General features: G+C 57.5%; 25 protein-coding genes. 13 read left to right on the forward strand and 12 right to left on the reverse strand.

All coding sequences use genetic code 11. The features are described from left to right. Positions 1-73: 73 nt before the first annotated feature. Positions 74-1,177, forward strand: a complete 1,104-nt coding sequence (locus tag FY156_24050) for a D-alanyl-D-alanine carboxypeptidase (GenBank protein ID UXS04536.1) — start codon at positions 74-76, stop codon at positions 1,175-1,177. 191 nt (positions 1,178-1,368) lie between these two features. Next, a complete protein-coding gene (locus tag FY156_24055; GenBank protein UXS04537.1) occupies positions 1,369-2,511 on the forward strand; it encodes a GTP-binding protein in 1,143 nt (380 codons plus the stop codon). Between the two features lie 18 nt (positions 2,512-2,529). Here FY156_24055 and FY156_24060 read toward each other — a convergent pair whose 3' ends face one another. From FY156_24060 to FY156_24080, 5 genes are all read right to left on the reverse strand, one after another. Beyond that, entirely contained in the window at positions 2,530-2,763 is a 234-nt protein-coding gene (locus FY156_24060; GenBank protein UXS04538.1) for a sulfurtransferase TusA family protein, read from the reverse strand. Then, complete coding sequence (locus FY156_24065) at positions 2,760-4,055, reverse strand: murein L,D-transpeptidase (protein ID UXS04539.1); 1,296 nt, start codon at positions 4,053-4,055, stop codon at positions 2,760-2,762. The genes FY156_24060 and FY156_24065 overlap by 4 nt, the downstream gene beginning before the upstream one ends. 202 nt (positions 4,056-4,257) lie before the next feature. After that, the gene (locus FY156_24070) at positions 4,258-5,211 is read right to left on the reverse strand and encodes an acetyl-CoA carboxylase carboxyltransferase subunit alpha (protein UXS04540.1); all 954 of its coding nucleotides are present in this window, start codon (positions 5,209-5,211) and stop codon (positions 4,258-4,260) included. Positions 5,212-5,273: 62 nt separating this feature from the next. Continuing rightward, positions 5,274-6,230, reverse strand: a complete 957-nt coding sequence (gene xerD, locus FY156_24075) for a site-specific tyrosine recombinase XerD (GenBank protein UXS05228.1) — start codon at positions 6,228-6,230, stop codon at positions 5,274-5,276. 14 nt (positions 6,231-6,244) lie between these two features. Next, the gene (locus tag FY156_24080) at positions 6,245-6,418 is read right to left on the reverse strand and encodes a histidine kinase (protein UXS04541.1); all 174 of its coding nucleotides are present in this window, start codon (positions 6,416-6,418) and stop codon (positions 6,245-6,247) included. A gap of 134 nt (positions 6,419-6,552) precedes the next feature. Here FY156_24080 and FY156_24085 point away from each other — a divergent pair, with 134 nt between their 5' ends. Together FY156_24085 and FY156_24090 are read left to right on the forward strand one after the other, a co-directional pair. Then, positions 6,553-7,143, forward strand: a complete 591-nt coding sequence (locus FY156_24085) for a shikimate kinase (protein ID UXS04542.1) — start codon at positions 6,553-6,555, stop codon at positions 7,141-7,143. Beyond that, on the forward strand, positions 7,140-8,273 hold the full coding sequence (locus FY156_24090; protein UXS04543.1) for a 3-dehydroquinate synthase: 1,134 nt from the start codon (positions 7,140-7,142) through the stop codon (positions 8,271-8,273). Before FY156_24085 ends, FY156_24090 begins: the two co-directional genes overlap by 4 nt. A gap of 2 nt (positions 8,274-8,275) precedes the next feature. Here FY156_24090 and FY156_24095 read toward each other — a convergent pair whose 3' ends face one another. Continuing rightward, on the reverse strand, positions 8,276-8,557 hold the full coding sequence (locus FY156_24095; GenBank protein ID UXS04544.1) for a BolA family transcriptional regulator: 282 nt from the start codon (positions 8,555-8,557) through the stop codon (positions 8,276-8,278). 113 nt (positions 8,558-8,670) lie between these two features. Here FY156_24095 and FY156_24100 point away from each other — a divergent pair, with 113 nt between their 5' ends. The 4 genes from FY156_24100 to FY156_24115 all read left to right on the forward strand — a co-directional run bounded on the left by FY156_24100 (position 8,671) and on the right by FY156_24115 (position 13,383). After that, the gene (locus FY156_24100; protein UXS04545.1) at positions 8,671-9,306 is read left to right on the forward strand and encodes a DnaJ domain-containing protein; all 636 of its coding nucleotides are present in this window, start codon (positions 8,671-8,673) and stop codon (positions 9,304-9,306) included. A gap of 66 nt (positions 9,307-9,372) precedes the next feature. Continuing rightward, entirely contained in the window at positions 9,373-10,362 is a 990-nt protein-coding gene (gene cobS / locus FY156_24105) for a cobaltochelatase subunit CobS (protein ID UXS04546.1), read from the forward strand. 104 nt (positions 10,363-10,466) lie between these two features. Next, positions 10,467-12,368, forward strand: a complete 1,902-nt coding sequence (cobT, locus tag FY156_24110; GenBank protein ID UXS04547.1) for a cobaltochelatase subunit CobT — start codon at positions 10,467-10,469, stop codon at positions 12,366-12,368. 31 nt (positions 12,369-12,399) lie between these two features. Continuing rightward, positions 12,400-13,383 carry a hypothetical protein gene (locus tag FY156_24115; protein UXS05229.1) on the forward strand — a complete coding sequence of 328 codons (984 nt, stop codon included), beginning with the start codon at positions 12,400-12,402 and terminating at the stop codon, positions 13,381-13,383. A gap of 40 nt (positions 13,384-13,423) precedes the next feature. Here FY156_24115 and FY156_24120 read toward each other — a convergent pair whose 3' ends face one another. After that, positions 13,424-14,059, reverse strand: coding sequence for a queuosine precursor transporter (locus FY156_24120; protein ID UXS04548.1), 636 nt, complete (start codon positions 14,057-14,059; stop codon positions 13,424-13,426). Positions 14,060-14,228: 169 nt separating this feature from the next. Then, a complete protein-coding gene (rpmB, locus tag FY156_24125) occupies positions 14,229-14,519 on the reverse strand; it encodes a 50S ribosomal protein L28 (protein UXS04549.1) in 291 nt (96 codons plus the stop codon). A 252-nt stretch (positions 14,520-14,771) separates the two neighbouring features. Here rpmB and FY156_24130 point away from each other — a divergent pair, with 252 nt between their 5' ends. Beyond that, the gene (locus tag FY156_24130; protein ID UXS04550.1) at positions 14,772-15,545 is read left to right on the forward strand and encodes a DUF3108 domain-containing protein; all 774 of its coding nucleotides are present in this window, start codon (positions 14,772-14,774) and stop codon (positions 15,543-15,545) included. Between the two features lie 5 nt (positions 15,546-15,550). On the opposite strand, the gene FY156_24135 is transcribed toward FY156_24130, so the two are convergent. Then, entirely contained in the window at positions 15,551-15,994 is a 444-nt protein-coding gene (locus FY156_24135) for a cupin (protein UXS04551.1), read from the reverse strand. Further along, a complete protein-coding gene (gene gloB / locus FY156_24140) occupies positions 15,991-16,764 on the reverse strand; it encodes a hydroxyacylglutathione hydrolase (protein UXS04552.1) in 774 nt (257 codons plus the stop codon). The genes FY156_24135 and gloB overlap by 4 nt, the downstream gene beginning before the upstream one ends. Positions 16,765-16,871: 107 nt before the next feature. On the opposite strand from gloB, the gene FY156_24145 reads away from it, so the two are divergent. The 3 genes from FY156_24145 (at position 16,872) to FY156_24155 (ending at position 19,753) form a co-directional block, all read left to right on the forward strand. Further along, positions 16,872-17,633 carry a methyltransferase domain-containing protein gene (locus FY156_24145; protein UXS04553.1) on the forward strand — a complete coding sequence of 254 codons (762 nt, stop codon included), beginning with the start codon at positions 16,872-16,874 and terminating at the stop codon, positions 17,631-17,633. An 84-nt stretch (positions 17,634-17,717) separates the two neighbouring features. Further along, positions 17,718-18,824, forward strand: coding sequence for a histidinol-phosphate transaminase (locus FY156_24150; protein UXS04554.1), 1,107 nt, complete (start codon positions 17,718-17,720; stop codon positions 18,822-18,824). Next, positions 18,824-19,753, forward strand: a complete 930-nt coding sequence (locus FY156_24155) for a prephenate/arogenate dehydrogenase family protein (protein UXS04555.1) — start codon at positions 18,824-18,826, stop codon at positions 19,751-19,753. Before FY156_24150 ends, FY156_24155 begins: the two co-directional genes overlap by 1 nt. A gap of 55 nt (positions 19,754-19,808) precedes the next feature. On the opposite strand, the gene FY156_24160 is transcribed toward FY156_24155, so the two are convergent. Next, on the reverse strand, positions 19,809-20,810 hold the full coding sequence (locus FY156_24160; GenBank protein UXS04556.1) for a DUF2125 domain-containing protein: 1,002 nt from the start codon (positions 20,808-20,810) through the stop codon (positions 19,809-19,811). 49 nt (positions 20,811-20,859) lie between these two features. Between FY156_24160 and FY156_24165 the strand changes: the two genes are divergently transcribed. Continuing rightward, a complete protein-coding gene (locus tag FY156_24165; GenBank protein UXS04557.1) occupies positions 20,860-21,396 on the forward strand; it encodes a gamma-glutamylcyclotransferase in 537 nt (178 codons plus the stop codon). Here FY156_24165 and FY156_24170 read toward each other — a convergent pair. Continuing rightward, positions 21,368-22,183: a 1-acyl-sn-glycerol-3-phosphate acyltransferase gene (locus FY156_24170; protein ID UXS04558.1), complete on the reverse strand. Its 816-nt coding sequence runs from the start codon at positions 22,181-22,183 to the stop codon at positions 21,368-21,370. The genes FY156_24165 and FY156_24170 overlap by 29 nt on opposite strands. Positions 22,184-22,208 lie beyond the last annotated feature (25 nt).

The raw sequence follows: 22,208 nt of genomic DNA on the forward strand, positions 1-22,208 counted from the left end.
TTTTGCCATTGCTAGGACATATATGGTGAATATTGCCAGTTCCCGACCGACCATGGGAATTCGAGGACACGCCTTGCCACAGAACAGCAGAATGCCAAACGCCGCCTGGCGGCTTTCAAAGATCGTCGCCGTCCTGACGGCCGGACTTGTTGCCACGGCGCCAATGGCGAACGCCAATCCAAAGATCGTGGTTGACGTCAAGACCGGCAAGGTCATCTCCCATCAGGAGGCGTTTCGCAAATGGTATCCGGCATCGCTGACGAAGCTGATGACCGCATATATCGCGTTCTCGGCCATGAAGTCGGGTCGGATCAGTCCTCAGACGGAAGTTGTCTTCAGCAAGAAGGCAGCCGATCAGCCTGCGTCGAAAATGTATTTCAAGCCTGGCCAGAAGCTCACGCTCGACAGCGCGCTGAAGCTGCTGCTGATCAAATCTGCGAATGATGTCGCCGTTGCGATTGCTGAAACGATCGGTGGGACGAACGACAATTTCGTGGCGCAGATGAATGCGCAGGCGGCGCGCCTCGGCATGAGTTCGACCCATTATGTCAATGCCAACGGTCTGCCCGGCAAGGGGCAATATACGACGGCACGCGACCTTGCGCTTCTGGCGCTCATCATCAAGCGCGAATTCCCTGAATATGCCGGCTACTTCTCGCTTGAAGGCGTCACAACCGGCAAGAAGAACTATGCCAACTACAACATGCTTGTCGGCCGTTTCGAAGGTGCCGACGGCATGAAGACCGGCTTCATCTGTGCCTCCGGCTTCAATCAGGTTTCTTCGGCGACCCGCAATGGCCGTTCGGTGATTACCGTGGTGCTGGGTGCCGATAGTCTCGGTGGACGTACAGATCAATCCGCAGATCTGTTGCAGTTGGGATTGACCTCGCCATCCGGTCAGGGCGTTTCGCTGGCGTCGCTTTCTCCCTACGGCGATACCGATATCGTGAATGATGTGAGCGCCGAAATCTGCAATCCCAAGGCCGCCAAGATCCGCAGTGAAAGCCGCGATGAGGCGGGACGCATGAAGATCCATTCTCCGTATGTCAGGGAAATGACGCGTCCGCCGGAATATTCCTTCGCAGGCCTTATTCCTGGCAGCGAAACCGTTGCAGTCAACGCAACAAAGGGCGAGGTGGCCAATGTTCCAATCCCGATCCCGCGTCCGACATTCTGATTTTCTGCCGCTGTCGGTGAGCGTCAGGGCGTGACACGATCTGAGGATTTCCCGTTCGCATCGCGGCCGTGTTATGATATTACGATGTCGCTCGTTGCTTCCTGCGACGGGCGATATTTTGTTTCTCACGCGGTTCCAGCCATACGATGAGTTCTCGTTATTGGAACAGCCCCAAAATTGACAGGCACGACATGTCTCGCGATCGCATCCCGGTTTCCATCATCACTGGATTTCTCGGTGCTGGAAAATCGACGCTGCTCAACCGTCTGCTGAAAGATCCCGCAATGAGCGATGCGGCGATCATCATCAATGAGTTCGGCGACGTCAGCATCGACCACATGCTGGTAGAAAGCTCTGGCGATGGCATCATTGAGCTTGCCGAAGGTTGTCTTTGCTGCACAGTGCGTGGTGAGTTGGTGGACACGCTGGCGGAATTGATGGACGGCATGCAGACCGGCAGGTTGAAACGCGTCAACCGCGTGGTGATCGAAACCACCGGACTTGCCGATCCTGCGCCTGTCATGCAGTCTGTCATGGGCAATCCGGTCATTGCCCACGGCTTCTCGTTGAACGGCGTTGTTACCGTCGTGGACGCCGTCAACGGCTTGTCGACGCTCGACAATCATGTCGAAGCGGTAAAGCAGGTCGCGGTTGCCGATCGGCTTGTGCTGACGAAGCGGACGCTTGCCGATGATGCAAGCCTTTCCAGGCTGATGACACGCCTTCAATCTCTTAACCCGCGTGCTGTGATCGAGGACGGCGACCGAAACGAATGGAGCGCTGCGGAGCTGCTCGACAACGGTCTCTACAACACTGAAGGCAAAACAGCCGACGTTAGCCGCTGGCTGGGTGAGGAAGATGCCCACGCACATCATCATGACCATCATCACGGGCATGGCGATCACGACCATCACCATCACCATCACCATCACCATCACCATGACGTCAATCGTCACGATGATCGGATCCGTTCTTTCTCGATCGTGCACGACGCCCCCATCGACCCGATGGCGATCGACATGTTTGTCGATCTTCTGCGATCGGCGCATGGCGAAAAGCTGTTGCGTATGAAGGCGATCGTTAAGGTCTCTGACAATCCGCAGCGGCCTCTGGTGCTGCACGGCGTGCAGAACATTTTCCATGCGCCGGAACGCCTTGCCGCATGGCCTGATCCGAAAGATCAGCGCACGCGCATGGTTCTGATTACCAGAGATTTGCCAGAGGCATTTGTGCAGGATCTCTTCGCCGCTTTTACAGGGGCGCCACGCATTGATCGCCCAGACCGACAGGCGATAACCGACAATCCTCTGGCGATTTCCGGTCTACGGTTTTAACCGGCAGCAAGGCTACCGTCAGCCTTTAACGATCCTGAACCGATGCCCCGTGTCAGTCGCGACAGTTTCCAGCAATGTGTGACCATCTTCGTTACACATATGCGGAATATCGATGACTGCCAGAGGGTCGGTCGTCTCGACAGTGAGCGTATCTCCAGCTTGGAGGGCTGTGAGTTTTTTGCGGCTCCTCAAAACCGGAAGGGGGCATTTAAGCCCCCTCAAGTCGAATAGGATCTCGGTCGTCCGGGTCATTCCTTGGCCCAGAACTTCCAGAATGGCTTCTTTTCCGGCGCTTCAGGCTGAGGTGCCGCGGAATAGGCCAAGGGGTTCATGGCGGGAACGGGAACGCTCTGTGCTGCTCCGCCTGGAGCGCCAGACGATGGTGCTGCTGCAGACGCGACCATCGTCGGTGCAGCCGGTGCCGGGTTAGATTGCGGCGCTGCTGGTTGTGCTGCCGTCGGGCGGGGCCCACGCAATGAAGAGGCGGTCGCCGTCGTCGCTGGCGACGTCGTGGTCACTTGCTGCGCTTTCTTTTCCATAAGCGCTGCGTATTCGGTTTCCTTCATCAGCTTGCCAGCCTTGAGGGCAGAACCGGTCGGGGCGTAAGCCGGCTCGCGACCTTTGCGCTTTTCAGCGACGAGTGCTTTGCGTTCGGCTTCGCTCGGGTCGTACCAGGCCATGCCATCGAACTTCTTCATCGCCTTGTCATAGGCGAGGTCGTAGGTCTTTTCGTAGCTCGACAGTGCACTGGCCAATGCCGGTGGGGTGCTCATTGCAGGGCACTGCGCGGAGGCGTTTACAGCGCCGCCTTCCACCTGCTGGTTGAAGACATATTTCTTTTCGCAAACATTCACCTCAGGTGGACGTTTGGTGACTTCGAAATTATCGTAGCCGACCTTCAGCATTTTCCAGAACTCTATGTGCTCGCTCTGGCGATGGCGAGCCATGTTTTCCGCCGTCATACGGAAGGGGAAGGCCTGCAACTGTACGGTTTTCTGGCCGCCCTTGAAGGCGTCTCTGGCAAAACCGTAGATTTCAAGAATCTGCGCGTCCGTCATCGAATAGCAGCCGGAAGACGAGCAGGCGCCGTGAATCATCAGGTTCGTACCGTTGCGGCCATTCGCCTGATCGTAGCGGTTCGGGAACCCGGTATTGATGGCGAGGTAATATTTCGAGTTAGGATTGAGATGCGCAGGCGTAAGGTTGTAGAAACCCTCGGGCGCCTGGCGGTCGCCTTCCTTGACCTTGGGGCCAAGTTTTCCGGACCAGGCACAGATCTGATATTCGGCAATCTTGTCGAAACGATTGTCTCGCTTGGCCTTCCAGATTTCCAGAACGCCTTCTTCCTTGAAGATACGGATCGCAATCGGCGACGTCCGCTCCATGTTCTTCTTGTCCATCTCAGCCAGAATGGATGGCGCGAGTGGATAGTCGACCTTGTTCTTGACGTGAGATACGTCGCGCTCGACGGTTTCCAACGTGTCGTTGCAGCCGGTAAGAACGAGCGCCGTGCAGGCAAGCAGTGCAAAATGTGTCAAACGCATGAGTCGATCCGAAAGACGATGTCGCGGCGCAGTTCTACACCTGCGCGTCTGCAATTTAAATACGATATTAACCGTTTACATCTTCTTAACTGAATCGGAATCCGCCCCTGGCTACCGACCCATCACTTTGATGTGACGCGACTGTGGCCGAGTTGGGGCGGACTGTCTGGAAAATAAGGCGCAGAGATCTGGTGGGTGCGACTTAGAGGCTTCTGCCGATATCCAGGAATTTCTGGCGGCGTTCGGCGCGCAACTGCGTACCGGACTGCTGCGAGAGGTCTTCCAGCGCCTTGCCGATAACGTCACCGGTCGCCTTGATAACCTTTGATGGATCGCGATGGGCGCCGCCCATCGGCTCTGGAATGATGCCGTCGATAACGCCAAGAGACTTCAGATCGTCGGATGTGATCTTCATGTTGGTCGCGGCTTCCTTGGCACGGGTCGAATCGCGCCAGAGAATGGAGGCGGCACCTTCCGGGGAAATAACCGAGTAGATCGCGTGCTCGAGCATATAGACGCGATTGCCGGTCGCAATTGCGATTGCGCCACCCGAACCACCTTCACCGATGACGACAGAGACGATCGGAACCTTGACGTTCAGGCACATTTCTGTCGAGCGGGCGATGGCTTCCGCCTGGCCGCGCTCTTCTGCGCCAACGCCTGGGTATGCGCCAGCGGTGTCGATCAGGGTGACAACCGGTAGCGAGAAGCGGTCAGCCAGTTCCAGCACGCGGATAGCCTTGCGATATCCTTCCGGGCGCGGGCTGCCGAAGTTGTGCTTGAGACGCGACTTGGTGTCGTTACCCTTTTCCTGGCCGATAATGGCAACCGGTTGGCCGTTAAAGCGGGCAAGGCCAGCCTGGATGGCGGCGTCTTCAGAAAATTTACGGTCGCCGGCGAGCGGCGTGAAATCGGTGAACAGCGCATTGGCATAGTCGATGAAGTGCGGACGCTGCGGATGGCGCGCGACCTGCGTTTTCTGCCAGGCATTCAGTTTCGAATAGATGTCCTGCATCGCGTCGTTGACGCGCGTTTCAAGACGTCCGATCTCCTCCGAGGTGTCTATGCTCTCGTCTTCGGCGGCAAGCTTCTTCAGCTCGATGATCTTGCCCTCAAGGTCGGAGATAGGTTTTTCGAAGTCGAGGTAGTTGTGCATGAGATCCGTTTCCGATCGTTTTGCGCAAGGTTTGACCGGGTTATCCGGCGGTTCCGGTCGCTCTAATCAAGGTTTTTAGCCTGTTTGGCAAGAGGGTGATGCGTTTGTACCAGCTCTTGCAGGCGTTCTTCCAGCACATGTGTATAGATTTGTGTCGTTGAAATGTCTGAATGGCCGAGCAGTTCCTGCACGGCACGAAGGTCTGCGCCATTTTGCAGCAGATGACTGGCAAAGGCATGACGCATGACGTGCGGTGAGATTGCGGAAGGGCTCAGGCCGGCACGGATTGCGATATCTTTCAGGTCTCGGGCAAAAACCTGCCGCGTCAGGTGACCTTCCTTCCCGTTCGAGGGAAAAAGCCATGGACTGTCTTCGGCGGCCTTGGCTTTTTCGGGAGAAAGCGCCTTGCGCGCGTCGTCATATGCGGTCATTGCCGTGATGGCCGTGCGCGACAATAACACCATACGGTCCTTGTTGCCTTTGCCACGGATCATCAGGAAACGGCCTTCGTGGCGCAACACCTTGGAAGGTAGCGAAACAAGTTCGCTGACACGCATGCCGGTGGCGTAAAGCAATTCCAGCAACAAATGCATTCTGATCCGGCCAAGCTGACCGGGGCCTTGGCTTTGCGCTTCGTCCGCTGCCAACGCCAACAATCGCGTCACATCCGCTACGCTCATTGTCTTGGGCAGGGCGCGGCCCTTCTTGGGCGCGTCGAGAATGCCGGTTGGATCGTCCCCGCGTAATCCTTCAGCATAGAGAAAGCGGTAGAATTGGCGCATCGATGACAGGCGCCGTGCCTGCGAGGTCGATGCAAAACCCTGCGCGGAAAGATGTGCCAGATAGGCGGAAAGATCGTTGCTCTCCGCCTCTGTCAGAGATTGGCCCTGTCCGGCCAGAAATTCGCGAAGATCGGAGAGGTCGTGCTCGTACGAGGAGAGCGTGTTTGTGGCTGCGCCCCGCTCGGCGCTCATCATTTCCAGAAAACTCTCAAGCCGGGCGCCATCCCGGCCGCTCATCCCACGCACATTGGTCATGGTGCGCGCCTTGCGGGTTCAGTCGTGGATGGGTTTAGCCGCTCTGAAGGAATGCGCACGGTGACCTCACGTTCGCGCGGCTGTACGAACATTACGAGGAGCACCATGCTGCCATAGATCAGCCCTGCAATGGTCGCCAGTACGATCGTGAAGCGGAAGAGGGTCGGCATAGTGGCTCCATTCGGCGGTATTGTGCACGGCATGGCCGTGGGTATCCAAGTGATTCAACGCAATTCAGTCAGCAATTTGGCTTGACGCTTCGTAAACATTTGCAGATATCCATGCCAAACGGGCTTTCAAATTTATGAATGAAACGAATTTAACAGTCCCATCCACACTTGGGGAACAGGCGCGGGCGAAGCTCGGACGGCGCAATATTGTCTTTGTCGGGCTTATGGGAGCGGGAAAATCCGCCATCGGCCGTTTGGTGGCACAGCAACTCAAGCTTTCTTTCATCGATACGGATGTCGAAATCGAACGCGTGTCGCGGATGACGATTTCGGAGCTTTTTGCTACCTACGGAGAAGATGAGTTCCGGGCGCTCGAGACCCGCGTCATCAAACGGTTGATGCGCGGCGGGCCAAAGGTCATTTCGACAGGCGGCGGCGCTTTTATCAACGAGAATACCCGCCGTCATATCAAGCGGGGCAGTGTTTCGTTGTGGCTGAAGGCGGATATCGAAGTTTTGTGGGAGCGCGTGAACAAGCGTGACCATCGACCGCTTCTCAAAACCGAAAACCCGAAAGCGACACTCTCGGCTTTGATGGAGAAGCGCTATCCGATTTATGCGGAAGCCGACATGACCATCGAATCGCGGGACGTGCGCAAGGAAATCATTGTGAATGAAGTGCTGGCCGCGATTGCCGGCATTGAACAGAAAGATGAGATGCCATGACGCCCGCCGAAAACCAGAGTGAAGAACGTCTCGTCCATGTGCCGCTCGGTGAACGCGCCTACGACATTCTGATCGGGCCGGGGCTGATCGGCAGGGCAGGCGGGGAGATTTCTGCCCGTTTGAAGGGAAAGCGCGCCGCAATCATCACCGATGAGCATGTGGCACCGCTTTATCTCGAAAATCTGATGGATGGGCTTCAGACGGATGGTATCGAGGCCGTCTCTCTGACGTTGCCCGCCGGCGAGAAGACGAAGAGCTTCGAGCATCTCATGACGGTTTGCGACGCTGTTCTGGCAGCGCGTGTTGAACGCAACGATGCGGTGATCGCACTCGGCGGCGGCGTCATCGGTGATCTCGCCGGATTTGCTGCTGGCATCGTGCGCCGCGGTGTGCGGTTTGTTCAGATCCCGACCTCGCTTCTGGCGCAGGTCGATTCGTCGGTCGGCGGGAAGACGGGCATCAACACGCGGCATGGCAAGAACCTTGTTGGTGTCTTCCATCAGCCTGATCTGGTTCTGGCAGATACGGCCGTTCTCGATACGCTGAGCCCGCGCGAATTTCGCGCCGGTTATGCTGAGGTCGTGAAGTACGGCCTGATCGACAAGCCTGAATTTTTCTTCTGGCTGGAAAAAAACTGGGACGAGATCAAAAGCGGCGGTCCAGCCCGGATTCAGGCGATTGCGACGAGCTGCCAGGCAAAGGCCGATGTCGTTGTTGCCGACGAGAAGGAAAACGGTGTTCGTGCGCTGCTCAATCTCGGTCATACTTTCGGCCATGCGCTGGAGGCCGCGACAGATTACGACAGCAAGCGACTTGTGCATGGTGAAGGTGTTGCGATCGGCATGGTGCTGGCCCACCAGTTCTCGTCACGCCTCAACCTTGCAAGCCCGGATGATGCGGCGCGCGTGGAAGCGCATCTGAAGGCTGTCGGCCTGCCGACGACGATGAAGGATATTCCAGGCAAATTGCCGCCTGTTGAAACATTGATGGCGGCGATCGCTCAGGACAAGAAGGTAAAGGGTGGCAAGCTCACCTTCATCCTGACCCACGGCATCGGCCAATCTTTCGTGGCCGATGATGTTGCGGCGTCCGAGGTACAGTCTTTCCTGTCGGAAAAGCATCCCGGCTGAGCTTAGAAACGGGTGGGTTCGCCCGGCGCTGCGGCCTCTATCGCAAGCGCATGCAGGCCGGCATCGAGCTCCGGCTTCAAAAGTGCGTTGATCGCCCTGTGGCGGTCGACGCGTGACTTGCCGAGAAAGCCTTCCGCCACTATCTGTACACGCATATGCGTCTCGCCCGTGCCGGTAATATCCGGCTGGTGGCCGGCATGCATATGGCTTTCATCGATCACCCGAAGCCGCTCCGGCGAAAAGCTCTCTTTGAGCTTGGTTTCTATGCGTTCGCGCAGGGACATGCTGGCTGCTCCAATCCTGTTGGCTTTCTAAAAAGGGGCTACCTAGAAGCCAGCAACATTCCAATTTGTCAATTCTTGTTGTGCGTGCTTTCGCGCACCATAATCAGGACATCATGAAACTGGATTCGAAATATTTTGACCGCATCCGCACGCGTCGGAAAAGGGAAAAGGAGCCTGAGGTTCAGGCGCCAACCTGCCAGTGGGATGGATGCGACAAGCCGGGCGTTCACCGGGCACCTGTCGGCCGCAATGCCGAGGGGCAATTCTTCCTGTTCTGTTTCGAGCATGTGAAGGACTATAACAAGGGCTACAACTACTTCTCCGGCCTGTCCGATGGCGAGATTGCCCGATACCAGAAAGAAGCTGTGACCGGTCACCGCCCGACATGGACGGTTGGCGTCAACAAGACCGCGCGCGACAGTCCGCTGCATTCTACCCTACGGTCCGGCGCAGCAGGTGCCAACGCCCGTATCCGCGATCCTTTCGGCTTCACCAATGGTTTTGCGCAAGGGGGAAGGGCGGGTAGCCAACGTATTCAGCAAGCCCGCAAGCTCAAGACGCTGGAAGCCAAAGCCTTCGATACGCTCGATCTTTCTGCAGGTGCAACACAGGAAGAGATAAAAAGGCGCTACAAGGAGCTTGTCAAAAAGCACCATCCAGATGCTAATGGTGGCGATCGTGGTTCGGAAGAACGTTTTCGGGCTGTTGTTCAAGCATATCAATTGTTAAAGCAGTCAGGTTTCTGCTAAGCCTTTTTCGTGTTTACCGCCTGATTATGATGTGGCCGGGTGGCTGCCGCCCGCCTTGGAGACGTGATGAGCAAAATCGACCTTGATATTTCTAACCTGCCCGACACAACCGTGTCCGTGCGGGAGGTTTTCGGCATTGATACGGATCTGCGGGTTCCTGCCTATTCGCAGGGCGACGCCTATGTTCCCGACCTCGATCCAGACTATCTTTTCGACCGCGATACAACGCTTGCTATTCTTGCCGGTTTTGCTCACAACCGACGTGTCATGGTGTCCGGCTTCCACGGAACCGGTAAATCTACCCATATCGAACAGGTCGCAGCGCGCCTCAACTGGCCTTGCGTTCGCGTCAACCTCGACAGCCATGTCAGCCGTATCGATCTCGTCGGCAAGGACGCTATCGTCCTGAAAGACGGCAAGCAGGTCACCGAATTCAAGGATGGCATTCTGCCATGGGCGTACCAGCACAATGTCGCGCTGGTCTTCGACGAATACGATGCCGGCCGCCCGGACGTGATGTTCGTTATTCAGCGCGTACTGGAATCCTCCGGTCGTCTGACGCTGCTTGACCAGAGCCGAGTTATCCGTCCTCATCCAGCCTTCCGCCTGTTTGCGACCGCAAACACCGTCGGCCTCGGAGATACCACCGGCCTCTACCACGGCACGCAGCAGATCAACCAGGCGCAGATGGACCGTTGGTCCATCGTGACGACGCTCAACTACCTGCCGCATGAGCAGGAAGTGAACATCATCGCTGCCAAGGTGAAGAGCTTCAACAACCCGAAGGGGCGTGAAACCGTTTCCAAAATGGTGCGGGTGGCTGACCTGACCCGTTCGGCCTTCATCAACGGCGACCTTTCGACCGTCATGAGCCCTCGTACGGTCATCACCTGGGCAGAAAACGCGGAAATCTTCGGCGATATCGCCTTCGCTTTCCGCGTGACCTTCCTCAACAAGTGCGACGAACTCGAGCGCACGCTGGTTGCGGAACAGTATCAGCGCGCATTCGGCGTTGAACTGAAGGAAAGCGCTGCGAACATCGTTTTGAGCGCCTGATTTTTCCGGTTTTCCGGGAAACATCACCGATGACGTGAAGGCGCCGAAGGGCCGCGCATCTCCGATGGGCGGCTCTGGGGCGTCGAGAATCGACAGGAAAGACAATGGCAGGGCGCGGCGACAATTCCAGAGCGAAACCGGGTACGGCGATCGATACGGAGCCGCTACGCCAGGCGATTGCCGGCTGCGTAAGATCGGTTGCAGGAGATTCCGAGGTCGAGGTTGTATTTGCAAACGAGCGACCCGGTCTTGCTGGCGAGCGTATGCGTTTGCCGGAAATTTCCAAGAAGCCGACCGCGCAGGAAATCGCCATCACGCGTGGACTTGGCGATTCCATGGCGCTACGCCTTGCCTGCCATGACAGCGATGTGCATGCGACCATGTCTCCGCAGGGAACCGATGCCCGGCTGATCTTCGATGCAGTGGAGCAGGCGCGCGTTGAATCAATCGGTGCTTTGCGCATGCCCGGCATGGCTTCCAACATTCGCGCCATGAACACCGAGAAATATGCCAAGGCGAATTTTTCGGACATCAGCACACAGAACGATGCGCCAATTGCCGAGGCGGTGGCGATGCTCGTGCGCGAAAAGCTGACCGGCGAAAAGCCGCCTGCAAGCGCGGGCAAGGTTCTCGACCTTTGGCGGGACTTCATTGAGGACAAGGCCGCCGGCGATCTCGACGATCTGTCCAATGTCATCAGCGACCAGAAGGCGTTCTCGAAGCTGGTTCGCAAAATGCTGACGTCCATGCAGATGGCAGAGGATTTCGGCGACGACGACAACGAGCCGGAAAGCCAGGAGGCCGATTCAGACGAGGATCAGCCGCGGACCAACGAGACCGAAGAAGAACAGGTCGAGGAGGAAGCCGGTTCCGACGCGACGCCCGCTGATGAGAACGAAGCCTCGCAAGAGGAAATGGAAGAAGGCGAGATGGACGGTGCCGAGATGTCGGACGAGGAAATGTCCGACGATCTCGACGAGGATTCCGAGACACCAGGTGAAACACGCCGACCCAACAGCCCGTTTGACGATTTCAACGAGAAGGTCGACTACCGCATCTTCACGCAGGAGTTTGACGAGGAAATTCATGCCGAGGAACTTTGCGATGAGGCGGAACTCGACCGTCTGCGCGCCTTCCTCGACAAGCAGCTTGCCCATCTTCAGGGCGCTGTCGGACGTCTCGCGAACCGTCTCCAGCGCCGCCTGATGGCGCAGCAGAATCGCTCTTGGGATTTCGATCTGGAAGAGGGCTATCTCGATCCGGCGCGTCTCGTGCGTCTCATCATCGATCCGATGCAGCCGCTGTCCTTCAAGAAGGAACGCGACACCAAGTTCCGCGACACGGTCGTGTCGCTCGTCATCGACAATTCCGGTTCGATGCGTGGCCGTCCGATCACCGTTGCCGCGACGTGCGCCGATATTCTGGCGCGTACACTGGAGCGCTCGGGCGTCAAGGTGGAAATTCTCGGCTTCACCACCAAGGCATGGAAGGGTGGCCAATCGCGCGAGCAGTGGCTGGCCAACAGCAAGCCTGCTTCGCCGGGGCGCCTCAACGATTTGCGCCACATCATCTACAAGTCCGCAGATGCGCCATGGCGCCGCGCTCGTCGCAATCTTGGCCTGATGATGCGCGAGGGCCTGCTGAAAGAAAACATCGATGGTGAAGCGCTGATGTGGGCGCACAACCGCCTGATTGGCCGTCCTGAGCAGCGCAAGATCATGATGATGATTTCGGACGGTGCGCCAGTCGACGACTCCACGCTCTCGGTCAATCCGGGCAACTACCTTGAACGGCACCTGCGGGCTGTGATCGAGCAGATCGAAACACGGTCGCCTGTCGAACTGCTCGCTATTGGTATCGGCCATGACGTGACCCGTTATTATCGCCGCGCTGTTACCATCGTGGATGCGGATGAACTGGCCGGTGCGATGACCGAACAGCTTGCCGCGCTCTTTGAGGACACCAATTCGTCCGCCGCGCCGCGCCGGGTTCGCCGTGCAGGATAAGCGGGGCGGGGGTTTCTCGGCTCGCAATTGTCTGGCAGCGGTGGTTTTTTTTACTGCGACGTCATTGGTTCCAGCACCCATCGGTGCATCTACAATCGATGTGCCGGTCGCATCGCGCTTGCTTGCCAATTTCGAAGTCGGGACCAGTGCCAGCCGGTTTGGCAAGCTGGAGTTCGTCGGCGGACTGGTGATGAGCTCTCCCGAAAAGCTTTTCGGTGCTATATCAAGCATTCGTTTTCGCCCGGACGGTGAAAATTTCGTGGCAGTGCTGGATACCGGGCACTGGTTGACCGGCAAGATCACGCGCGGTGATAGTGGTGCGCTTTCCGGCGTTTCCGACGTTCGCATAGCACCAATGCTGGACATAAGCGGACGCGAACCTACCCGGAAAATGGATGTCGACGCGGAGGGCCTGGCGCTTCGTGGCGACAAGGTTTTCGTCAGCTATGAGCAGCGACATCGGATTGATATCTTCCCAGATCCAGGTTTTGAGAGCTCCAAACCCATAGGGCGGTTGCCGCATCTCATTCCCAACAACGAACTGCGCTCGAATGGTGGCATGGAAGCTCTGGCGGTTTCGCCGGTCGATTCTCTGCTGAAGGGCGCGATGGTGGTTGTTGCCGAGAAGAGTATAGACGCCGATGGAAACCTGCTTGCGGCCGTCCTGGAAGGCCCTCTGAAGGGTTCCTTTGCTGTCGCCCATCATCCGTCCTTCGACGTGACCGACGGCGCCTTCCTGCTCAATGGTGACCTTTTACTTCTGGAGCGGCGGTTCAATTTTGCCGAGGGCGTCGGTATGCGCATCCGCCGTATCCGAGCAGAGGATATCAAGCCAGGAGCTGTCGTCGATGGAGAGATCCTGCTCGAAGCTGGCATGGTTTACCAGATCGACAATATGGAAGGCATGGACGTGGTAAAAGGGCCTGATGGCTCGACACGTCTCATCATCGTCTCCGACGACAATCATTCCTTCCTCCAGCGCAATCTGATGCTGGAGTTCAAACTGGTTGAATGAAAAAAAAGCCCGCTTTCGCGGGCTTTTATCAAATCCACAATCAGAGTGCTTTTGCCGGTGGCATTGGCTTCAATGTGTTCATCAGCGCGCCATAGGGCAGCAGCATCACGAGACCAACAAGAACCTTCACAGAAAGATCGCCAAGCGCCCAGGAGATCCAGCGTGGTGCTTCCTGTGCGAAAATGCCGAGGATGGGAGCGCTCTCGATCGCGAAGGCATCGTTCGGGCCAACGAAGGAGAAACTCGCCGCAAAGGCGATGGAGAAGAACAATGCGGTGTCCAGCACCGAACCGAGCATCGAACCGGCCAGCGGTGCATGCCACCAGCGCTGACGGCGCAGGCGATTGAAGACAGAGATATCGAGCAGCTGGCCGATCAGATAGGCCGTGCCTGAGGCGACAGCGATACGCGGAATCGAGGTCCAGAAGGAAAGCGTCACACCGACGACGAAGCCGGCAAGTACCACGCGTCGTGCAATCGACGGGCCGAACTGCCTGTTCGTCAGATCGGTCACAAGAAAAGCGATTGGGTAGGTGAAGGCACCCCAGGTCAGCAGGTCTCCGAGGTTGACCCCAAAGAGCGATCCGGACAACGGGTACTGTACGAGAATATTGGATGCGACGACGACAAGCGTCATCAGAAGTACGTAAACAACCGTGTAGCGTAGGTAAGGCATTTTTTTATCCTGGGTGATGCCACCAGTTCGGGCTGCGGACTGAAAAAAGAAGAACGGTGTTCTGTTCGTCCGATGCCAAAACAAAAAGCGTGTTACTGAAACACACAAAAGGCCTGAGTGGCAAAAGCCATTCAAGCCTTCTGAATGTCGTTAAGAATGAAGCCGCTTATTAAGCAGCTTCAGCCGTCTTCTTTGCGATCTGGCGACGCAGCAGACGAGCGCGCATCGACAGTTCGTTTTCGTCGGACTTCAGAAGGAAGGCATCGAGGCCGCCACGGTGTTCGACCGAGCGGAGAGCCGCTGCGGAAACACGCAGGCGGAAACGCTGGCTAAGAACATCGGAGATCAACGTGACTTGGCAGAGGTTCGGAAGGAACCGGCGCTTGGTCTTGTTGTTGGCGTGGCTGACGTTGTTGCCCGTCTGGACGCCCTTGCCGGTCAATTCGCATACACGGGACATGGGTACACCTATTTCGTTTCGTCTGTTTCACCACTCGGTCGCCACCGGCAAAACCCGGGTGGCAATCCAACTGGCCATGATTGGAAAGTTGCGGTTCTATAGTCAGGCACGCTTTAACAGTCAAGTCGCTCGCGAGCAAATGAACGGAAATTACGGCGTTTTCAACCGGCATCCGCTTTTTTCTTGCCACAACTCGGCGTATATCATCGCCCGACAAGGCCTTTTAAGGGGCCGCTTTTAGGGTGATATCCGATGTTTGCCAGAGGACAAAGGTTTTTCTTGGCTGCCGCGATGGCTTTTGCGGGTGTAGGCCCGTCTTTCGCTGCTGAAGCACGCCATACGAGTGAATACAGCATCAATCTGGGTATCCTGCCCATAGCGCGAGCCAGTTTTTCGACTCGCATGGACGGCCCCAATTATTCGATTTCCGGCTCCTTCAGTGCTGCCGGGCTGGCAAGCGTCCTCAAGGACATTTCCGGCAAGACGACTGTCTCGGGTGCCAAACGTGGAAACCGGCTGCAGGCTAACGCCTATTCGCTGGTCTACAAGGATGGCAAGCGCGTCCGAACCTATGATGTTGTCTATCGCAACGGCAATGTGACCTCGACGACCGTCAAGCCGGAGCCAAAAGCCAGGCCAGACAACTGGGTCGAGGTGAAGGATCGCGACCTGCGATCTGTACTCGACCCTATCTCGGGTCTCATCATCCCCGCGGGTGGAAGAATTTGCCCGACTCGCCTGCCGATCTATGACGGTGAGTCGCGCCTGGATCTGGTCCTGAGTTCGAGTGGCACCAAGCCCTTCAAGACGCAGGGCTTCAGCGGCGACGCAGTCGTCTGCAAGGCGCGCTACGTGCCGCGTTCCGGATACCGGCAGGGGCGGAAGGACATCGAGTATCTGAAATCGATCTCGATGGAGATCTGGTTTGCCAAATCCGACGCAATGGATGTGTACGCACCGGTCTATGCGGTCATCCCGACTCGCGTTGGCCAGGTCTACATCACTGCGACGAAATACGGCGGCTGACGGGTCTAGAGCGCATCGCCCGGCGTCCAGCCGGGCTCTGCCATAACGAAACTCGAAAAAGCAAAGCCTGGCGATACGGTGCAGCCGACGAGAGTGAAAACTCCAAGGCTTTCGGCGGATTGCCAGCAATTCGCCGGAACTATCACCTGCGGTCGCTCTCCCGCCAATATTGCCGGGCCAAGTGTGAAGGTCTGTACTTCCCTGCCCTCTTGCGAGAGGTGCAGGGAAATCGGTGCACCGGCGTAATAGTGCCAGACTTCCGCAGCATCAGTCACGCGGTGCCAGTGCGACCGTTGCCCCTTCTCAAGAAGATAATAGATCGCTGTCGAATGGCCGCGCTCTCCACCCGCCTTGTCGCGGAAGGTCTGGTGGTAGAACCCTCCCTCGGGGTGTGGTTCCAGTCCAAGCTCGCGGATAATCGCTTCGGCCGAAAGCTCTGCCGTGCTCATTGGAAATTATCCTTGCGGGTACGAATTTCTGCGAAGACCTCTGCGTCCGTTGCATCCGCAAGGCCAAGATGCGCACGAATCTTTCCGTCTGCTACCCGCATGTAGGGGTTGGTCTGTTTTTCCAGGCCAATGGTGGTCGGGATGGTGAACTCGTTTTCCCTGCGCAGGACGTCAACATGCGCAGCACGCGTCTGCAATTCCACATTGTCCGGATCAATTGTCAGCGCGAACCGGGCATTCGACAGAGTGTATTCGTGGCCGAAATAAACCCTGGTGTCGTCAGGCAGGGCCATGAGCTTCTGGAAGGAGTGCCACATATCGGTAGCCGGACGTTCGAACAGGCGGCCGCAGCCCATGGCAAACAGCGTGTCTGCAGCAAACAGTAGCCCGTCGTCAGGCAGGTGATAACAGATATGACCCGCGGTATGACCGGGCGTGGCAATGACCTGAACGCGGCGGCCTGCAAATTCGAACTCGTCGCCATCCGCCTGCGAACGATCGAGGCCGGGAATCGCCACAGCTTCATCGTAGGGGCCGTGAATTTCGCAATGGTAGCGCTCCTTCAGCGCCAGATTGGCTTCGACATGGTCCTGGTGATGATGCGTGGTAAAGATGTGGGTCAGTTTCCAGCCGTGTCCTTCAAGCGCCCGGAGGATAGGGCCTTCTTCCGGGGCATCGATGGCGGCAGTTGCGCCGGTCTCGGGATCGTGCAGCAGAACCCCAAAATTGTCGCTGCGGCAAAGAAAGACGTCTATTTCCAAAGGTTTCATCGTGTCCTCTCCATTTGCCGGGGCCAACCCGGCGCAATCGTCCGCCTGACGTTCAATGTAAGGATAGCCGCCTTGAAGTCCAACCGTCTGATGCTACATTCTCGCGCATGAATACCGATATTGTCGATCTGCGCGAATTCTATCACTCTCCGCTTGGCCGGTCGGCGGAGCAGGCGATCACCATGGCGCTATCGACGCTCTGGCCACCCTTGCCGGATGAGCGACTGGTAGGGCTCGGCTACGCGGTGCCATTTCTCGACCGTTTTCGCCGTGACACGGAGCGTACCTTTGCCTTCATGCCCGCAGGGCAGGGGGCGGTGAATTGGCCGGCCGGAGAGCTTTCTTCAACGGCGCTGATTTTCGACGAGGAGCTTCCGCTGCCCGATTCGTCGATCGATCGCGTGTTGATGGTCCATTCGCTTGAGTTTGCCGAAAACCCGCGCGAAAGCCTCAAGGAGCTCTGGCGCGTGCTGGCGCCTGGTGGGCGTCTGGTTATCGTTGTGCCGAATCGGCGAGGTGTCTGGGCGCGGATGGAGCACACGCCTTTCGGGTCTGGCCGCCCTTATTCACGCAGCCAGTTGACCGCGCTCTTGCGTGAAACCAATTTTACGCCGGGTGCGACAGCGGAGGCGTTGTTCTTTCCGCCAACGACAAGCCGACCTGTTCTGAAATTCAGGCGTTATCTAGAGCACACGGGGCGCAGGCTCTGGCCGTTGTTTTCTGGTGTCATCATAGTCGAAGCCCAGAAGCGGCTTTATCAGGGGCTGCCTGTTACACAGCGGGCATCACGTCGGGTTTTTGTGCCCGTTCTCGCGCCGCAAGGGGTTCCGACCACGAGATCCGGTCTCGATACGCGAAACCGGCGCTGACCCTCGACAAAACGACCATTCCGGTCTAATGCCTGCGGCATTGTTTTTGCCGGATTTCCCGGCGTTATTCCGAAGGTCGATCAAATGAGTGCAGAGCTTAGCCAACCTGTTCCGCGTCCAGGTATCCTGGATATCGCCGCGTATGTTCCGGGCAAGGAGCATGTCGACGGCGTCGCAAAGGTTTACAAGCTCTCCTCCAACGAAACACCGCTTGGTCCAAGCCCGAAGGCCATAGAGGCATTCGGCACTGCCGCCAGCCATCTGGAAATTTATCCCGACGGCCAGGCCATTGCGCTGCGCCAGGCGATTGCCGACGTTCATGGCCTTAACATTGCGAACATCCTGTGCGGCAATGGTTCGGACGAGTTGCTTGGCCTGCTCTGCCATGTCTATCTCGGCGCGGGTGACGAGGCGATCATCACAGAGCACGGTTTTCTCGTCTACAAGATCCAGATCATGGGCGCTGGTGCGACACCCGTCACCGTGAAGGAGAAGGATTGCACCGTTGATGTGGATGCGATCCTCGCCGCTGTGACCGCGAAGACGAAGATGGTGTTCATTGCCAATCCCGGCAATCCGACGGGCACCTATGTTCCAGTTGCGGAAATCCGCCGTCTGCAGTCTTCGTTGCCGAAGAACGTTCTTCTGGTGCTGGATGCGGCCTATGCGGAATACGTGCGCAAGAACGATTACGAGGCTGGTCTTGAACTTGTGTCGGGTAACCGCAACGTCGTGATGACCCGGACCTTCTCCAAGGTCTATGGCCTTGCAGCACTGCGCGTCGGCTGGATGTATGGCCCGGCCGATATCATCGATGCGCTGAATCGCGTTCGTGGCCCCTTCAACATGAGCGCACCTGCCATAGCTGCCGGTGCCGCAGCGATCCGCGATCAGGCTTTCGTTGAAAAGGCTGTGTCCCACAACGCCGTCTGGCAGGAAAAGCTTACGACGACATTTGCCGGCCTCGGTCTGACGGTCACGCCATCGGTGACGAATTTCATCCTCATCCACTTCCCGGAACAGGATGGTAAACGTGCATCCGACGCCGACGAGTTCCTCAGCCGGCGCGGTTACATCCTGCGTGCGGTCCGGGGCTACGGCTTCCCGAATGCGCTGCGCATGACAATCGGCTCGGAAGAGGCCAACCTCGGCGTTATCGCCGCCCTGACCGAGTTCATGGGACGGTCGTGATGGGCGAGGTGTTGTTTGAACGCATTGCGCTGATCGGCATTGGCCTTATCGGCTCGTCTATCGCGCGCGACGTCAAGGAGCTTGGGCTCGCACGGCATGTGGTCATTTCGACCCGCAGCGAAGACACGTTAAAACGGGCGGAAGAACTCGAACTCGGTACCGAATACACCGTGTCGGCAGCGAAGGCCGTGGAAGACGCTGATCTCATCATCGTTTCCGTCCCGGTCGGTGCGTCGGAGAGCGTCGCAAAACAGATCGCTCCGCATCTCAAACCCGGCGCCATTGTGACTGATGTTGGTTCAACCAAGGCATCGGTCATCGCACAGATGGCGCCGCATATGCCCGACAATGTCCACTTCATTCCGGGTCACCCGCTGGCGGGTACGGAAAAGTCAGGCCCCGATGCAGGCTTCGCGGGTCTTTTCCGTGAGCGCTGGTGCATTTTCACGCCTCTGCCTGGTACAGACGAGCATGCACTGGAGAAGCTGAAGGGCTTCTGGCAGGCGCTGGGTTCTCGTGTGGACGAAATGGATGCGGAACACCACGACAAGGTGCTGGCGATAGTTTCGCACCTGCCGCACATCATCGCGTACAACATTGTCGGTACCGCAGATGATCTGGAGACGGTAACGGAATCGGAAGTCATCAAGTATTCCGCGTCAGGTTTTCGTGATTTCACCCGTCTGGCAGCTTCCGATCCGACCATGTGGCGCGACGTATGCCTGCACAACAAGGATGCCATCCTAGAAATGCTGGCGCGGTTTTCTGAAGATCTTGCCTATTTGCAGCGAGCGATCCGTTGGGGTGAGGGCGACAAGCTGTTCGAACTCTTCACGCGCACCCGCACCATCCGCCGCTCGATCATTCAGGCAGGTCAGGATGTAGATGCGCCGGACTTCGGCCGTCACGCGCTCGATCAGAAAAAATAAGATCGTGTTGTCACTTTAGAAAAATGGCCGGGTTGACCGGCCATTTTCATTTCCATCAGATTGGCGGAATTTTCCCGAGCGGAATGAAGCCGCTGATCGTGGCACGGCCGCGATCCACCACGACATCAACGGACGCCCTGTCTCCGCCACCTGCCAGCGCACCGAGCAGTTTGCGGGCGGTGTCGATGGTTGACTGCAGTTGCGGAAACGCCTGCTTGGCATTGTCCGACCATGCGCCAAGCTTTTCGATTTCCACCTTGAATTGGCCGGAGAGATAACCTTCATTGTCGAAGGAGAAGGGACCGCTGATGCGCATGGTTCGGCCTTCACCGATGTCTGCCAACACGCGACGCAATTCACCGCTCGCACCGTAGAGCCCTGTCTCGTCGCTACCGTCGATCATGCCCGCCTTGCCGGCAAGCGTTACATCGGCGATTGCTGACAGACGTGGCAGAATTTGGGGCCAATCCTTGATGACCGTCGCTGCGTCGGTGACGGTGATGGCGCCATCGAGATCGGCGCCATTCTGGCGCAGATGCATCTCGGTTTTTGCAGCATCGAAATCGATTGTCTGACCGGTCACTGAGGACACGGCATTGGCCTTGAGGCCTTCGATCACCAGCGATGTGCGGTCGATACCCTTCAGTTTGGTTGTCAGGCTCGACTGCAGGTTCTGCCATTCTGCGGAAACCGTCAGACCATGGCCGGTGCGAATCTCTGCGGGCGAATCGAGTTCCCAGACAATATGGCCAGGATCGTAGACCTGGGCCGCCGAGCGAAGCTGGCCAAACGATGCCGAAACGCCGTTCTCCTTGTCGTCCACGTTGACCTTGGAGCAGAAGAGCCCGATCCGGAAGGGATAACCGCGGAAAGCAATGTCGCCGCATTCGCCACTTACGCTGGCGGCTTCTGTGGGCGCGATCGCGTTCAGGACGGTCTCTTTCAGCTTGTTCGCGGCGTAAAACCACCCAGCCGTATAGAGCCCGATCGCCACTACGATCGCGAGACCAAGCCAAAGGATTTTTCTGGCTGTGCCGGATTGGCTTGACGCTGCCATATTGATCTCCGATGAATCGACTTCAGATAATTTCGATTTGGCGTGGGATATGGACGATTTTTGGGTCTTTGGCTACGGTTCGTTGATGTGGAACCCGGGCTTTGCCTTTGAGGAGAGGCAGCAGGCGCGTCTGCACGGTTACCGTCGCTCTTTGTGCATATGGTCGAGCGTCTATCGCGGTACGGAGGAAAAGCCCGGTCTCGTGCTTGGCCTGGAGCGGGGCGGCTCCTGTCTAGGAGTGGCTTTCCGCGTAAAAGGTGCCGAACACGAGCCTGTCATGGCGTACCTGCGTGAGCGGGAACTTGTCACAAATGTCTACAAGGAGCGGGTGGTCAATATTGCCATGGTCGACGGGCGGCGCAGCAGCGCCGTAACCTATGTGGCAGATCCTGCGCATGACCAATATGTCGGTGGGCTCGCCGCGCCCGATGCGGCAGCGATTGTCGCCACTGCCGCCGGCCGTTCAGGCCCCAATACCGATTATGTTTTCAACACCATCCAGCATTTGCAGGATATGGGTATTCGCGACACCACGCTGGAAAACATCGCTGCCCGGGTTAGCGGATTGGCTGTTCAACCGGCTTAGGCGTTTCTGTGCCCTGAAGCTCAGCGATGCGCTGGACTGCAGTGGGTGGCAATGGCAGGCTCGGGTTGTTTCGCGCCGTCTCCAGAAGCAGTTCGTCGCTTGCTCTCTCCGTGACCTCTATCAGGTGCTTGAAGAACACATCCGGATCAAGGCCAGGCTGGATGGGCGGCAGGATCTTTACCTTGAAATGGCCGGGGTAACGCATGGTCGAACGGCGCGGCCAGAAAAGGCCCGGATGCATGGCGACCGGGATGACTGGAACGTTGAGATCGCGATAGAGGCGGGCAATGCCGTAGCGATATTCAGGTGGTGCGCCCGGCGGTCGGCGGGTGCCTTCCGGGTAAATGATCAACTCACGTCCTGCGGCCATCTCTTCCTTGGCGCGCTCCATGACTTTCATCATGACCTTGCCGCGTGCAGCGCGGTTCACCGGGATCATGCGCTGCTTCATCGCGTACCAGCCAAATAGCGGTATCCAGAGCAGTTCACGCTTGAGGATATAGACCGGATCAGGAAGGTTGGGCAGAAGCGCGTAGGTGTCCCAAAAGGACTGATGTTTTGGCGCGAAGATACAGCCGGTTTCCGGAATGTGTTCCAGCCCTTCGATTTCGAAGGTCGTGCCCACGATGGTTTTCATCAGCCAGTGGTTGGAGCGTGCCCAGTTCTTGGGGATTTCAAAAGCAATCTTGCGCGGCAACAGAAAATAGATCGGCGTCAGCACGATCATGCGCACGATAAGATTGAGATAGAACAGCGTATTGAAAAGAAACGAGCGCAGCTTGAGCATCAACAGACTTCCCTGGGCGCAACCG

This window comes from Agrobacterium tumefaciens, from assembly GCA_025559845.1.
GTDB lineage: Bacteria > Pseudomonadota > Alphaproteobacteria > Rhizobiales > Rhizobiaceae > Agrobacterium.